Annotated in this window: 12 protein-coding genes and 1 pseudogene; 12 read left to right on the forward strand and 1 reads right to left on the reverse strand. The window is 72.2% G+C overall.

What is annotated here, in order from left to right; genetic code table 11:
• Positions 1-193 precede the first annotated feature (193 nt).
• The 3 genes from LR393_RS14065 to LR393_RS14075 are packed head-to-tail and all read left to right on the forward strand — an operon-like array spanning position 194 to position 2,500.
• Entirely contained in the window at positions 194-1,357 is a 1,164-nt protein-coding gene (locus LR393_RS14065) for an FAD-dependent oxidoreductase (RefSeq protein WP_231484341.1), read from the forward strand.
• A gap of 45 nt (positions 1,358-1,402) precedes the next feature.
• Entirely contained in the window at positions 1,403-2,209 is an 807-nt protein-coding gene (locus LR393_RS14070; RefSeq protein ID WP_231484342.1) for a GNAT family N-acetyltransferase, read from the forward strand.
• A 57-nt stretch (positions 2,210-2,266) separates the two neighbouring features.
• On the forward strand, positions 2,267-2,500 hold the full coding sequence (locus LR393_RS14075; RefSeq protein ID WP_231484343.1) for a DUF2283 domain-containing protein: 234 nt from the start codon (positions 2,267-2,269) through the stop codon (positions 2,498-2,500).
• Here the strand turns inward: LR393_RS14075 and glgX are convergent.
• Positions 2,478-4,619 (reverse strand): glycogen debranching protein GlgX, encoded by a 2,142-nt coding sequence (glgX, locus tag LR393_RS14080; protein WP_231484344.1) that lies wholly within the window; start codon positions 4,617-4,619, stop codon positions 2,478-2,480. The two genes, LR393_RS14075 and glgX, sit on opposite strands and share 23 nt — an antisense overlap.
• A gap of 120 nt (positions 4,620-4,739) precedes the next feature.
• Between glgX and LR393_RS14085 the strand changes: the two genes are divergently transcribed.
• From LR393_RS14085 to mnmA, 9 genes and pseudogenes are all read left to right on the forward strand, one after another.
• Positions 4,740-5,204 carry a T3SS (YopN, CesT) and YbjN peptide-binding chaperone 1 gene (locus LR393_RS14085; protein WP_231484345.1) on the forward strand — a complete coding sequence of 155 codons (465 nt, stop codon included), beginning with the start codon at positions 4,740-4,742 and terminating at the stop codon, positions 5,202-5,204.
• A gap of 230 nt (positions 5,205-5,434) precedes the next feature.
• Positions 5,435-6,214 carry an enoyl-CoA hydratase/isomerase family protein gene (locus tag LR393_RS14090; protein WP_231484346.1) on the forward strand — a complete coding sequence of 260 codons (780 nt, stop codon included), beginning with the start codon at positions 5,435-5,437 and terminating at the stop codon, positions 6,212-6,214.
• 343 nt (positions 6,215-6,557) lie between these two features.
• Positions 6,558-6,782 (forward strand): annotated as a pseudogene (locus LR393_RS37025) (hypothetical protein); the annotation flags it as partial.
• 1,108 nt (positions 6,783-7,890) lie between these two features.
• The gene (locus LR393_RS37030) at positions 7,891-8,562 is read left to right on the forward strand and encodes a class I SAM-dependent methyltransferase (RefSeq protein ID WP_407937318.1); all 672 of its coding nucleotides are present in this window, start codon (positions 7,891-7,893) and stop codon (positions 8,560-8,562) included.
• Positions 8,563-8,631: 69 nt separating this feature from the next.
• Positions 8,632-9,891, forward strand: coding sequence for a hypothetical protein (locus LR393_RS14100; RefSeq protein ID WP_231484348.1), 1,260 nt, complete (start codon positions 8,632-8,634; stop codon positions 9,889-9,891).
• 230 nt (positions 9,892-10,121) lie between these two features.
• A complete protein-coding gene (locus LR393_RS14105; protein WP_231484349.1) occupies positions 10,122-10,901 on the forward strand; it encodes an electron transfer flavoprotein subunit beta/FixA family protein in 780 nt (259 codons plus the stop codon).
• 35 nt (positions 10,902-10,936) lie between these two features.
• Positions 10,937-11,899, forward strand: coding sequence for an electron transfer flavoprotein subunit alpha/FixB family protein (locus tag LR393_RS14110; protein WP_231484350.1), 963 nt, complete (start codon positions 10,937-10,939; stop codon positions 11,897-11,899).
• Between the two features lie 70 nt (positions 11,900-11,969).
• Positions 11,970-13,202: a cysteine desulfurase family protein gene (locus LR393_RS36405; RefSeq protein WP_231484351.1), complete on the forward strand. Its 1,233-nt coding sequence runs from the start codon at positions 11,970-11,972 to the stop codon at positions 13,200-13,202.
• Between the two features lie 5 nt (positions 13,203-13,207).
• Positions 13,208-14,314, forward strand: coding sequence for a tRNA 2-thiouridine(34) synthase MnmA (mnmA, locus tag LR393_RS14120; protein ID WP_231484352.1), 1,107 nt, complete (start codon positions 13,208-13,210; stop codon positions 14,312-14,314).
• Positions 14,315-14,738: the final 424 nt, after the last annotated feature.

Raw genomic sequence — 14,738 nt, forward strand, 5'->3', positions numbered from 1 at the left:
GTGCGGAGAACGACACAGGGCATGGCGGAGCTGGCAGTTCATGGCTCGCCCTCTCTGTGACCGGTGCGTCGGTGGTGACTCCGGGGTGCGGTGAATCACTCTGCGAAGCAAGCTAAAACGCCCATTACCTTTTGTCAACCAAATCGGTGATGATTGCGGTTCGGAGCAGGACCGGTCTTCGGAGGTGGACGCAGTGGGAACGGCGACGAGGGGTGATCGGCGCGACGCGGACGTGATCGTGATCGGCGGGGGCGCGATGGGGTCGGCCGCGGCCTGGCAGCTGGCCGGGCGCGGGCTGGACGTGCTGCTGCTGGAGCGGTTCGAGCCGGGGCACACGCAGGGGGCCTCGCACGGGGCGTCGCGCATCTTCCGGTTGTCCTACCCCGACCCGCTGCACATCGGGCTGGCCCGGCGGGCGGGGGAGTTGTGGCGGGAGCTCGAGGGTGAGTCGGGCGTCGCGCTGCTGAGCGTCACCGGTGGCGTCGACCACGGCGGTTCGCCCGCCCTGGACCGGCTGTGTGCCGGGCTGGAGGCCGAGGGGGTGGAGAGCCACTGGCTGGACGCCGCGGAGGCCGAGGACCGCTGGCCCGGGATGCGGGTCGACACCCGGGCGCTGTACCACCCGGACAGCGGCCGGCTGCACGCCGACCGCGCCGTCTCGGCGCTGCAGTCCGCGGCGGGTGAGCGGGGCGCGGTGGTGCTGCACCGAACCCGCGTCCAGCGGATCCGGGTGATCGACGACGGATGCGTCGAGGTCGAGACCGAACCCGACCGGCGTCCGCTGCGGGCCCGCCGGGTCGTGGTGGCGGCGGGGGCCTGGACCGAGCATCTGCTGGCCGGGCTGGTGCCGTTGCCCCGGCTGCGGGTGACGCAGGAGCAGCCGGCGCACTTCGTGCCGGTCGCCGGGGAGGCCGGCTGGCCCAGCTTCGTGCACCGGATCGCCCCGGAGGCGGACGGTTTTCAGAAGTTCCACAGCGGAATCTACGGGATGGCCACCCCCGGTGAAGGGGTCAAGGTCGGCTTCCACGGTGTCGGGCCGCGGGTCGACCCGGACCGCCGCGACTTCCGTCCCCGCCCCGAGCTGGCGGCCGCGCTGGAGGAGTACGTGCGCACCTGGCTGCCCGGTCTCGACGCCTCGACCGCCGTACCGATCAGCTGCACCTACACCACGACCCCGGACGAGACGTTCGTGCTGGACCGGCGCGGCCCGATCGTCGTGGCCGCCGGATTCTCCGGGCACGGCTTCAAGTTCGTTCCCGTGATCGGCCGCATCCTGGCCGATCTCGCGGTCGACGGGAAACGTCCCGACCCGCTCTTCGCCCTCGACCGTCCCCGCCGGGCCCCGCAGACGGTCTGACCTCGTCCGTCCGCCCCGAGCCCGCCCACTGACCTGAGGGACCCGATGACCACCGTCCGACCCGCCCCCGCATCCGGTGACCCCACCTCTGGTGACACCGCGCACCCGCTCGCCCAGGTCGCTCCCCGGCCGCCCGGAACGCCGTGCGCTCCGGGCGACCACGACGTCCACCCGCTCGACAACCCGGCGTGGGCCTCGCTCACCGGCCCGCACGCCCACTTCGCCGAATCGGTCGGCCGGGCGCGCCGTTACCCGCGGGACGTCTCGCCGTTCGTGGCCGTTCCGACCGCGCCGGATGCCGAAATCTGGCGCGATCTGGCAGAACTGGCCGGGCCGGGAGAGATCGTGGCGCTGTCGGGCAGCCCGGCGCTCGCCGGGACGCTGCCGGCCGGCTGGGAGATCGCGATGCAGGGCGAGGGGGTGCAGCTGACGGCGACGGACGATCTGGTCACCGCTCCCGACGAGGAGGCGGTCCGGCTCGGGGAGGCCGACGTGGCCGAGATGCTCGACCTGGTCGCCCGTACCCGCCCGGGTCCCTTCGAGCCCCGCACCTATCAGCTGGGCACCTACCTGGGCATCCGGCGCGGCGGTGTGCTCGTGGCGATGGCGGGGGAGCGGCTGCACCCGCCGGGCTGGACGGAGATCAGCGCGGTCTGCACCGACCCGGCCCACCGCGGGCAGGGCCTGGGTACCCGGCTGGTGCGGGCCGTCGCGCACGGCATCCGCGAACGCGGCGACACTCCGCTCATGCACGCCGCCGCCTCGAACGAGAACGCGATCCGGCTGTACCGGTCGCTGGGTTTCACGCTGCGCAGGCGCACGGGATTCTTCGGTCTGAGGACGCCGGACTGACGTCGCGTGCCCGGCCGGCCGGTGATGTCCGGTGGAGGGCGGGGTTATCGTCGGGTGATGAACCTGACCTACGACCCGGAGGCCGAGGCCGCCTACGTGTCGCTCGTCGAGCGGATCGAGCCCGGTGAGGCCGTCCGGCAGAGCGATTTCATCGAGCTGCCCGGCGGCGCCCAGGCGGTGCTGGACTTCGACGCCGACGGGAAGCTGCTCGGGATCGAGCTGCTCTTCGTGAAAGACCTCCTGAGGGCGGTGACGCTGGCCCGGGCGGTCACCTCGCGACGTACAACCTGACCGAGTCGGGGGAGGGGTCGATCTCGGTGGCCGGGGGCAGGAGTGGGGTGCTGCCCGGGGCCGGGGGGCGGGGTTCGGCGCTGTCCCAGAGCAGTTCGTAGGAGCTGAGAGGCGGTACGTCGGGCAGGATCACCGTCGGCGGCTGGGCGGCGCCGGCGATGACGAGCAGCAGGGAGCCGGTGGTCTCGCCGGTGCCGATGGAGGCGGGCGGCTCGGCGAAGAGCACCTGCAGCATGCGGCGCTGGGCATCGCCCCAGTGCGCCATGGTCATCTCGGTGCCGTCCTCGGCGAACCAGGCCACGTCGCGCAGGCCGCTCGGCCCGGGTTCGCCGGTGAAGAAACGTGAGGGGTGCACGGCTCCGAACCGACGGCGCAGCGAGACGAGATGGCGGGTGGTGGCGAGCAGGTCGTCCTGCCAGTCCTCGAGGTCCCAGTCCAGCCAGGAGACCGGGCTGTCCTGCGCGTAGGGGTTGTTGTTGCCGTTCTGGCCGCGACCGAACTCGTCACCGGCCACGAGCATCGGCACCCCGGCGGAGAAGAGCAGGGTGGCGAGCATGTTCCGGATGTTGCGGCGCCGGGCGGTGAGGATCGCCGGGTCGTCGGTCGGGCCCTCGGCGCCGTGGTTCCAGCTGTGGTTGTTGTCGGTGCCGTCGCGGTTGTCCTCGCCGTTGTCCTGGTTGTGCTTGACGTTGTAGGCGGTCAGGTCGGCGAGCGTGAAACCGTCGTGCGCGGAGATGAAGTTGACCGAGGCCGCCGGGCCGCGCTCGGCGCCGAAGGTGTCGGCCGATCCGGCGATGCGGGTACCGAGATCGCGCAGCCCCCCGGAGGTCTCACCGTTGGCGACGCGGGCGCCCGAGGTCAGCCAGAAGTCCCGCACGTCGTCGCGGTAGCGGTCGTTCCACTCGGCGAACGGCGGCGGGAACTGCCCGGTGCGCCAGCCGTCGGGGCCCAGGTCCCAGGGCTCGGCGATGAGCTTGGCCCCGGCGAGCACCGGGTCGACGCGCATGGCCACGAGCATGGGGTGGTCGGCGTGGTACTCGTTGCGGCCCCGGGCGAGGGTGGGGGCCAGGTCGAACCGGAACCCGTCGATGTCCATCTCCTGCACCCAGTACCGCAACGAGTCGAGCACCAGCTGCACCACCCGGGCCTGGGTGGAGTCGAGACTGTTGCCGCAGCCGGTGAAGTCGATGTCCCGCCCGTCACCGTCGAGCCGGTAGTAGGTGGCGGCGTCGAGCCCGCGGAACGAGAGTGTCGGGCCCACCACCCCGGCCTCGCAGGTGTGGTTGTAGACGACGTCGAGCAGCACCTCCAGCCCGGCCTCGTGCAGCGTCTGCACCATCTGCCGGAACTCCGCGACGGCCGCCGCCGGGTCGTCCGTTGCCGCGTAGGCCGGACTCGGCGCGAAGAACCCGAGCGTGTTGTAGCCCCAGTAGTTCGTCAGGCCCCGGGCCTCGAGATGGCTCTCGGACTGGCTGACATGCACGGGCAGCAGCTCCAGCGCGGTCACGCCGAGACCGGTCAGGTACTCGATCGTCGCCGGGTGGGCCAGCCCGGCGTAGGTGCCGCGCAGCGCGTCGGGCACCCCGGGCAGGTTCTTCGTCAGCCCGCGCACGTGCGTCTCGTAGATCACCGTGCGGGCCCACGGCGTGTGCGGTTTCGTCGACGGACCGGGCGGCGGGGCCGCCAGGACCACGCCGTGGGCGGCGTACGGCATCGAGTCGCGGTGGTCGATCGTGCGGTGGTTGCCCTTCAGCCCGGCGTCCACCTGATGGCCGTAGAGCTCGGGGCGCAGCCCCTGTTCGGGCGGCACGACCGCCCGCGCGTAGGGGTCGAGCAGCAGCTTGGCCGGGTTGTGCCGGTGACCGCGGCGCGGGTCCCAGGCGCCGTGCACGCGGAACCCGTAGCGCTGGCCGGGCTGCACGTCGGGGACGAAGCCGTGCCAGATGCCGTAGGTCAGGTTCGGCAGATCGATCCGCCGTTCGCTCCAGCGTCCGTTGCCGGCCGGATCGGGATCGAGCAGGCAGAGCTGGACCCGGTCGGCGTGCGCGGCCATCACCGCCACGTCGACGCCGTGGTCGCGGGGGTGGACACCGAGCGGATACGGAAGAGACCTGGCCACTGACTCAGTGTGCCGGAATCATCGCTCCGGGGGCTGGTCGAGGCCGGCCGGGCACGCTCCGGACCGGGGAAGGGGACGAATGAGTCGCTCGTCCGGGTGCCTGGACTAGGCTCTGGGTCCATGACGGATCCCACCTCCCTGCCCTCGTTCCCGCCTCCGCCGGACGAGCACCCGCTGCGCGGCAAGGTGCTGGATGCCATGATCGACGAGGGTCACCAGCCCCGGATCGACGAGGACGGCGATGTCGCCATCTCGATCCAGGAACAGATGCTGTTCGTGCGTACCCTCGACACCCAGCCGCCGATGATGCGTGTCTTCGGCCAGTGGCTGCTCGACGACTCGATGGCCGGTGACGAGCTCACCCGGCTGCGGGCCGCCAACGCCGTCACCAGCGCGCTGAACCTGGTCAAGGTCACGGTGAACGCCGACCGGCTGGCCGTCGCCGTCGACCTGATCGTCTCCGACGGCGTCGACCTCGGCCCCCTGCTCAGCGCCACCCTCGAGGCCGTGCTCGGTTCCGTGCGCACCTGGCACCAGACCGTCACCCAGTTGCTCGAGAACAGCAACGAGCCCGACGAGGCCTGAGGCTTTTCCTCTCCGGCCCACCCGGGTGAGCCGAATTGAGGACGAAGCTGTCGGCGGACGCTCGCCCGCGAGCGTCCGCCGGTCGGTCCCCCTACGCTCTGGTGAGGCATCTGTGCGGGTGCCGGATGTGGGGTGGCCGATAGGCTCGGGGGTTTCCGGGCACCGACCGCACCGAGTAGACAGACCGGGCAACCACTTGAGCAGCAGAACACCTGAGAGGGAGTGCTGACGTGGCAGAGCTCGTGCGCCTCGATGTGGAGGACTCGATCGGCACCATCCGCCTGTTGCGGCCGAAACTGAACGCCCTGAATGCCTATATGACCGAGGGCATCCGGGGCGCGGCCGAGGAGGCCTCGTCCCGCGCCGACATCGCTGCGGTGGTCGTGTACGGCGGCGAGAACGTCTTCGCCGCCGGTGCCGACATCAAAGAGATGCAGCCGATGGACTACACCGATGCCTTCGTGCGCGGTGCCCGGCTGCAGAAGGCGTTCGACGCGGTGGCCGCGATCCCCAAGCCCACCGTCGCCGCCGTCACCGGATACGCCCTCGGCGGCGGCTGCGAACTGGCTCTGGCCTGCGACTTCCGGGTCGCCGCAGACGATGCGCAGTTCGGCCAGCCGGAAATTCTGCTCGGCCTGATCCCCGGCGCCGGGGGCACCCAGCGCCTGCCGCGCCTGATCGGCCCGGCCCGGGCGAAAGACCTCATCTTCAGCGGTCGCCTCGTCGATGCCGCCGAGGCCCTGGCCATCGGCCTGGTCGACGAGGTGGTGCCCGCACCGGAGGTCTACGCCGCCGCCCGCCGCAGGGTGAAGCAGTACGTCGGCGGTGCCGGCGTCGCGCTGCGCGCCGCCAAGGAAGCCATCGACCGGGGTCTGGAGACCGACCTGGCCACCGGTCAGGAGATCGAGCGAGGGCTGTTCTCCGGCCTGTTCGCGACCAAGGACCACGCCCTGGGTATCGCCTCGTTCATCGAGAACGGCCCGGGCAAGGCAAAATTCGAAGGACGTTGATGAGCGACGAGACGGCGACCGGCCCCACCCCCGACGACGCGAAGGCGTCCGCGGCGGTGAACAGTCCGACGGAGCGGGCGGCCGGTTCCGTTCCGTCCGCCCGGCAAGACCCAGCGGGGGGCAGAGCTGAGGGCGGGACCGGGAGCCCGTCTCCCCGCCCTCCCAAGAATCAGGTGCGCAAGCCCCGAGCGGCCAAGACCGCGGCGACCACGGGCGACGCAGCCAAGCAGACCGCGGCCCGCAAGCCCACGTCGAAGCGCGCCCCCGCGAAGAAGACGACTCCGCGCAAGGCCACGCCCGGCTCCGTCACGCCCGGCTCCGTCACGCCCGGCTCCGTCACGCCCGGCTCCGTCACGCCCGGCTCCGTCACGCCCAGCTCCGTCACGCCCAGCTCCGCTGTCCCGAGCGCTGTTGCTCCGGACGCGGTGGCCTCGGGTGGGGTGACAACGGACGCGGTGACGACGGACGCGGTGACGACGGGTGGGGTGACGGCGGACGCGGTGACGACCGACGCGGTGGCTGCGGGTGCGGCGACCACGGACGTGACGACGGCTGGGATCGCCTCTGAAGCGGCCGTTCCCGGCAAGGCATCCTGGGCCGCGGTCAAGCCCGGCGGAAACTCTTCCGCTGCGGCGGTTCCCGGTCCGGTCCGGAGCTCTGCGGCCACCTCCGGCGGCGTGGCGCCCAGCGCAGGGTCAACGGCGGATGCCGTCTCCGGTCCGGCCGCGAGTGGCGAGGTGGCCTCCGGTGCTACCGGGTTGTCCGTCGATCCGGTAGCCGACACGCCCGCGGCACCGGTCGCGCCCACGCCCGAGGTTCCGGACCAGGTGCTGGCCGAGGCGGCCAGTGCCGAAGTGCGCCGGACCCGGCCCGAAACCGTCGACAAGGTCAGCGAAAAGGCCTCGGCGAAGGCGACCCCGGCGACTCTGGCGGCCGTGACGTCGCAGCCGCCGGCCACCGGCGAACCGGTTGCCCCGCTCACAGACCCCCTGATCAAGCCGGGCACCGACCGCTCCGCGGCGGCCCGGCCGGCGGCTCCCGCTGCCCCCACGACATCCCCGGTCGAGTCCGCAACCCAGACCGGCCAGACCGGCCAGACCGGCCAGACCGGCCAGACCGGCAGCGAGAGCCTCGCACCGTCGCTGCCCGGAACGGGTGCGAGCGGTGGGGCCGTGGGCGGTGAGACAGCGAACGGGTCGGGTGTTTCCGTGAAGCCGGAGGCAGCCGAGTCTTCGCCGGGCTCGTTGTCTGCCGGTGAGGCGGAGCCCGCCACCTTCACGTCTGACGAATCGGTGGAGCAGGAAGCGGCGGTGCCGGTTTCGGCCACGCCGAAAACCCCGAAGACCCCGGCACCGACGTCATCGCCCACGTCCGCCGGGGAGCCGGGGACCGCGTCCTCTGCTGGAAAGGCTGACCCCGCGCCGGATCCGGCCCCGGAAAGCGCCTCGTCAACTGCCTTCTCGCCGACTGAGAAGACCAACCCGCCCACGGGTTCCGCCACTCCCACGAAGGTGACCCGTGAGGAGGCGCCAGTTGCCTCGTCCACTCGGGGAGGGGGTACACGGCCCGGCGCGAAGGGGGCCCAGGGGGCGGGGTATGCCCGCGACCGGTTCTCGGCGCTGGTGGGCGCGCGGGTGCAGCGCCGCGAGAAGCAGCCCTACGGCGATGCTCTCGAGGTGGGGGCGGGGTCGACGTTCGGGTTCTCGCTCGGCCTGCTGCAGGCGGGGGTGGTGAGCCGGCTGTCGATCAGTGACCTGGCCACGTCCGCGCTCGCGGCGGCGGGGCGTCGCGCCGAACAGCTGGGTCTGCACATCGAGAACGAGGAGCTGGCCGACCCGGAGATGCTGCCGTTCGACGACGACAGCTTCGACCTGGTGGTGGCGCATGCCCTGCTGCACCGGCGGATGGACCCGGCGAGCACGCTGACCGAGATGCTGCGGGTACTGCGGCCGGGCGGGCGGTTCGTGATCACGGGCGAGTCGACGCGGCTCAAGGACTGGGCCTCGCGGGGCTACGCGCGGGAACAGGGGAGCGTGGGCCGGGTGGGCATGTCGCGGGCCGGCAAGGCCCGCACCCGTCTGCCCGAACGGCTGCGCACCCTGACGGGAGCCCCGGACGCGTCCCCGACCGTCCCCGAGCGGCTGGAGGCCGTCGCGGCCGCGGCCGGTGCGAAAGACGTTCGGCTGCGCCCCGAGGAGCTGCTCGCGACCGTGCTGCCGTACCCGGGCGCCGAACCGGGGCAGACGGTGATCCGCTCGCGCGAGCGGCTGGCCGGGCTGGACCGCAAGCTGTCCCAGGTGCTGCCGGCCACGGTCTTCCCGACGGTGGGGCTCACCGGCACCCGCTGAGAGCGATGGGGTGCAGGTCACGCCCGGCGGCAGCTCAACGCCGGGCGTCGACCTGCCGACACCCCAGGCGTGAGCCAGCGCCCTGCGAACAGTCCCGGGAACGACCAGCCGAGCGAACCGGCCGAGTCGGCGCCGTCGGGGCAGTCGGCTCAGCCGGCCCCGACGGCCCAGCCGGTGCGGAGCCTGGTCCTGCCGGTGCGCCCGGGGCAGATCCCGCCGAGCGTGCTCCGGGCGGACGGTCCTCCGCCGGAGGTGTTGCGGCAGTGGAGTGACGCCCTGTCGGCGGCGGGTCTGTACAGCGAGGCGCTCGCCGTGCACCCGGCGCTGGAGCGGGTGGACGTGGTGCGCCTGGCGGAACTGGCCGTGCTGGCCGGGATCCACACCCAGGCCCAGGAATTACTGCGGGAGCTGAACGAGGGCGAGAGTGAGCGCAGCCGCCGGAACGTCACGGTGCTCGGCCCGACCGGCCAGGACCGGGCCGCTCCGCCCAGTCCCTGGCTGGACCTGCTGGGCCGGGTGGCGGAACTGCTCGCGGGCACGGGTGACCTGGCGGCGGTGAACGCGGCGGCGGCCCAGGTGCAGCCCTCGGCGGCGATGGACTGGATCGTCGCGCTGGCCGCGGTCTCCGTGGGTGACCTGCCGGCGGCGGCGGTGCTGGCGCGGGCAGCCCGCGCGGGCGGCTGCCGGGACCTGCGGATGCTGACGATCGCCGCGGCCGACGAGGCCCGTCAGGGGCAGTACTCCCAGGCCCTCGATCTCACTGCTCAGGCGCAGCGCATCGCCCTGCCCGACGAGGACCCGGCCGCGCTCACGGTGCACGTGCTCCAGCGCTGCGGGTTCGCCGACGCGGCCCGGGGCCTGGCGCTGGCCGGTGTGGGGGACTCCTCGCTGTCACCGGCATCGCGGACCGACTGGAAGGCCGCCGCGGCCTCCACCGGTGCGGGCGGTCTGAGCCTGCTGCGGGAACGGGTGAAGGCGCACGGTCACCGGCCGCGGCGCCGTATCGAGCGCAAGGCCCGCGAGGCCGAGGCGATCGCGTCGTACGACCTGACCTGCCGCTGCTACGCCTCCGGCGGCTGGATCGGCCCGTCGCGGCACTTCTACCTGCAGCATCATCTTCACGAGCTGCTGCCTGCCCCGGTCGCGGGCCTGGACGCCCGGCTGATGATCTGCCGGGCCACCAGCCTGACCTTCCTCGATCTGGTGGCCCGGGAGATTACGTTGCCCGTGCCGTCCACCCCGCCGAGTACCGTTCTCACATCCGGTCCGGACGAGGAGCGTCCCACGCCGGGAATGGGTGTCAGCCTGGGTCTGGCCCTGCCCGCGTAGACGAATGCCCGGATCGCCCGGACGAATAAAGGCACAGTCGGGTGAGTTAATTCACAGGCCCCCGGTCAGAGCTACCGTCCGGCGTGAGTAGCGTGTGGGATCAGCGCTCCAGGGGTGGCCGTACCGGCCCCGGATGAGAAACTTGTTCCGGGTAAGCGGTCGCTCAGGTCGCCGAAGCCACCTCCTGGCAAGTTGTCCCCAGAAGCTACGCAAAGAGTCGAGAGGCGCTCATGAACATCGTGGTGTGTGTGAAGTACGTACCGGACGCCCAGGCGGACCGGACATTCTCGCCGGACGACAACACCACGGACCGCGAAAACGTCGACGGCCTGCTCTCCGAGCTCGACGAGTACCCCGTCGAGGAGGCGCTCAAGCTCGCCGACGCCACCGACGGCAAGGTCATCGTGCTCACGGTCGGCCCGGAAGACGCGACCGACGCGGCCCGCAAGGCGCTGCAGATGGGTGCGCACGAGGCGGTCCATGTCCAGGACGACGCGATCCACGGCTCGGACGCCCTGGCCACGTCCAAGGTGCTGGCCGCGGCCATCGCCAAGCTCGAGTACGACCTGATCCTCACCGGCATGGCCTCCACCGACGGCTCGATGGGCGTCGTGCCCGCCATGCTCGCGGAGCGTCTCGGCCTGCCCCAGATCACGCTGGCCAGCGAGCTCACGATCGAGGGCGGCAAGGCCGTCATCCGCCGCGACAACGACGCCAGCACCGAGATCATCGAGGCCTCGCTGCCGGCCGTGGTCAGCGTCACCGACCAGATCAACGAGCCGCGCTACCCCTCGTTCAAGGGGATCATGGCCGCGAAGAAGAAGCCGCTGCAGACCTGGTCGCTCGAAGACCTGGGCCTGACCGCCGACGAGGTGGGCTCGGCCGCCGCCTGGACCACGGTCACCTCGGTCGCCGAGCGCCCGGCCCGCACCGCCGGGCAGGTCGTCACCGACGAGGGCGACGGCGGCGCGAAGCTCGTCGAGTTCCTCGCCGGCGCCAAGCTGGTCTGACCCCTCTTCCCCCACTGAACTGAAGGACCGATTCGATGTCCCAGGTACTCGTGCTGGTCGACCACGTCGACGGCGCCGTCCGTAAGACCACCACCGAACTACTCACCATCGCCGCGCGTCTGGGCGAGCCCGCCGCCGTCTTCATCGGCGGTCATCCGGACGCCTTCGACAACGCCTCCGCCACGCTCGCCGAGTACGGCGCGCAGACCGTCTACCGGGTCGAGGGCGAGGGCATCGAGGACTACCTCGTGGCGCCCAAGGCCGAGGCGCTCGCCGCGGTGGTGGCCCAGGCCGGCGACCCGGCTGCCGTGCTGCTCGCCAGCTCCGGCGAGAACAAGGAGATCGCCGGGCGTCTGGCCGTGAAGCTCGACTCGGGCCTGATCACCGACGCCGTCGACGTGCAGGAGGGCCCGGTCACCACGCAGTCCGTGTTCGCCGCCGCGTTCACGGTCACCGCCTCGGTGACGAAGGGTGTCCCGGTCATCACGGTGAAGCCGAACTCGGCCGAGCCGATCGCGGTCGCCGGGGTCACCCCGACGGTCGTCACCGTCCCGGTCACGATCTCCGAGGCGGCGAGGACGGCGAAGATCACCGAGCGCCGCCCGAAGGAGAAGAGCGGGCGTCCCGAGCTCACCGAGGCCGCGGTCGTGGTCTCCGGCGGCCGGGGCACCAACGGCGACTTCTCCCCGGTGGAGAGCTTCGCCGACGCCCTCGGCGGGGCCGTGGGGGCCTCCCGCGCCGCGGTCGACGCCGGCTGGTACCCGCACAACAGCCAGGTCGGCCAGACCGGCAAGCAGGTCTCCCCGACGCTCTACGTGGCGAGCGGCATCTCCGGCGCGATCCAGCACCGGGCCGGCATGCAGACCTCGAAGACCATCGTCGCCATCAACAAGGACCCGGAGGCGCCGATCTTCGAGCTCGTCGACTTCGGCGTGGTCGGCGACCTGTTCAAGGTGTTGCCGCAGGCCACCGAAGAGGTGCTCAAGCGCAAGGGCTGACGACTGACGCCGGGGTGGTGACGAACCGCCCCGGCCCGGTCCCGCTCACGCAGTGCCTACACTCGACTCCGTGACTGCTTATCTCGACCACGCGGCGACCACGCCGATGCTGCCTGAAGCGGTGGCGGCCATGGTCGAGGAGATGGCGTCCACCGGCAACGCCTCGTCCCTGCACTCCTCCGGCCGCCGGGCCCGCCGGGTGGTCGAGGAGGCCCGCGAGCAGTTCGGCGCGGCGCTCGGGGCCAGTCCCAGCGAGGTGATCTTCACCTCCGGCGGCACCGAGGCGGACAATCTGGCGGTCAAGGGCCTGTTCTGGGCCCGGCGCGCTCTCGACGGCCACCGGCGCACGATCGTGGCCACCCCGATCGAGCACCACGCCGTGCTGGATCCCGTCGAGTGGCTGGTCACCCACGAGGGCGCCGAGATTCTCTGGGCCCCGGTCGATCACGCGGGTCGCGTGGATCTCGACGGCCTCTCACAGCTTTTGGACGAGCATCACGACGCGGTCTCGCTGGTCACCGTCATGTGGGCGAACAACGAGGTGGGCACCGTCCAGCCGATCCCGCAGATCGCGGAACTGGCCCACCGGTACGGCATCCCGGTCCACACCGACGCGATCCAGGCGGTCGGGCACCTCCCGGTCGACTTCGCCGCGAGCGGTGCCGACTGCCTCAGCGTGAGCGGGCACAAGCTGGGCGGCCCGGTCTCGGCCGGAGCCCTGCTGGCCCGGCGTGGTCTCGACCTGGTGCCCGGACTGCACGGCGGCGGGCAGGAACGCGGCATCCGCTCCGGCACCCTCGATGTCCCCGCCCTGAAGGCGTTCGCCGTCGCGACCATCCAGGCCGTGCAGACCCAGCCCGCCGAGGCCGGGCGCATCGCGGCCCTGCGCGACGACCTGGTGCGGGCGGTCTGGAAGGCCGTGCCCGACGCCGTGCTGAACGGCCCGGTGCCCGACGGCCTGGCCGGACCGGGCCCGGCCCTGGCTCCCGAGGGCCCCTTCGACCGGCTCCCCGGCAACGCCCACTTCACCTTCCCGGGCTGCGAGGGCGACTCCCTGCTCTACCTGCTCGACGCCCGCGGCGTGGAATGTTCCACCGGTTCGGCCTGCCAGGCGGGAGTACCCCAGCCCAGTCACGTGTTGCTGGCCATGGGCGTGCCCGAGGCCACGGCCCGGGGCGCGCTGCGCTTCAGCCTGGGCCACACCTCCACCGCCGACGACGTGGCGGCGCTGGCCGAGGCGATCGGCCCCGTGGTCGACCGCGCCCGGGGTGCGGGCCTGAGTTCCGGTTTGTCGAAGGGGTAGCACTGATGCGAGTACTGGCTGCGATGAGCGGCGGGGTCGACTCCGCCGTGGCCGCGGCGCGCGCCGTCGACGCCGGGCACGAGGTGGTCGGCGTGCACCTGGCCCTGGCCCGCAACCCGCAGACCCTGCGGGCGGGCGCTCGCGGGTGCTGCACGATCGAAGATGCCGGCGACGCCCGCCGGGTCGCCGACATCCTCGGGATTCCGTTCTACGTCTGGGATCTGGCCGAGCGGTTCCAGGAAGACGTGATCGACGACTTCGTCGCCGAGTACCGGATCGGGCGCACCCCCAACCCGTGCGTGCGCTGCAACCAGAAGATCAAGTTCGCCGCCCTGCTCGACAAGGCCGTGGCCCTCGGGTTCGACGCCGTCGGCACCGGGCACTACGCGCAGATGATCGACGGCCCGCACGGCCCGGAGCTGCACCGCGCCGTGGACATGGGCAAGGACCAGTCGTACGTGCTGGCCGTGCTGCCGCCCGACCGCCTGGCCCGGTCGCTGTTCCCGCTGGGCGACACACTCAAGGACGACGTGCGCCGCGAGGCCGCCGAGCGCGGCCTGCGGGTCGCCAGCAAGCCCGACAGCCACGACATCTGCTTCATCTCCGACGGCGACACCCAGGGCTTCCTGGCCAAGCGGCTGGGTGAGAAGCCCGGTCCGATCGTCGGCACCGATGGTCAGCAGCTCGGGGAGCACTCCGGGGCCTACGGTTTCACCGTCGGACAGCGCCGGGGCCTCTCGATCGGCACGCCCGCCGCCGACGGCAGGCCGCGCTACGTGCTGAGCATCGAGCCGGTGTCGAACACCGTGGTCGTGGGTTCGGCCGAAGAGCTCCAGGTGAACGGCATCAGCGGCGCCGAGGCCACCTGGTGCGCGCCCGTGCCCGACCCCGGTGAGGCGGTGTCGGTCCAGGTCCGGGCGCACGGCCGCGCAGTGCCCGCCCGCGTGCTCCCGTACGGTCCGGCGGCGGGTGAGGGCACTCTGCAGACCCTTCCGGCCACGGTCGAGGTGGCTCTCGACGAGCCGATCAAGGGCGTCGCCACCGGCCAGACCCTCGTGCTGTACCGGGGCACCCAGGTGATCGGGTCGTCCACCGTCAGCGCGACCAGCTGAACCATCGACCCGACGCGACCTGACGCGACCCGACCTGACCCGACGCGACCCGACGCGACCCGACCTGGCCTGACGCGACGCGACGCGACCTGACCTGACCTGGCCCGACCTGACCTGGCCCGACCTGACCTGGCCCGACCTGACCTGGCCCGACCTGACCTGGCCCGACCTGGCCCGGCCTGACCCGGCCCGACCTGACCCGACCTGGCCCGCACCGAGCCGACCCGCACCGAACTGAACCGACCTGGCCCACCTGGCCCCGGCCGGGGCTGGACGCTCCGTCATGTCGCGGGGGCGGAGGCGCTCTGCCGGGACACTTTTCGAGCGCGTTCCAGCTGTCGTGGAACGTCGTCAGAGTCGCGGGGCCATAGCCAAGGCGCATGACCCGACGGCTTTGTGGCCTTGCGCGCATGACCCGACGGCT

The organism is Kineosporia mesophila (assembly GCF_021129235.1).
Lineage (GTDB): Bacteria > Actinomycetota > Actinomycetes > Actinomycetales > Kineosporiaceae > Kineosporia > Kineosporia mesophila.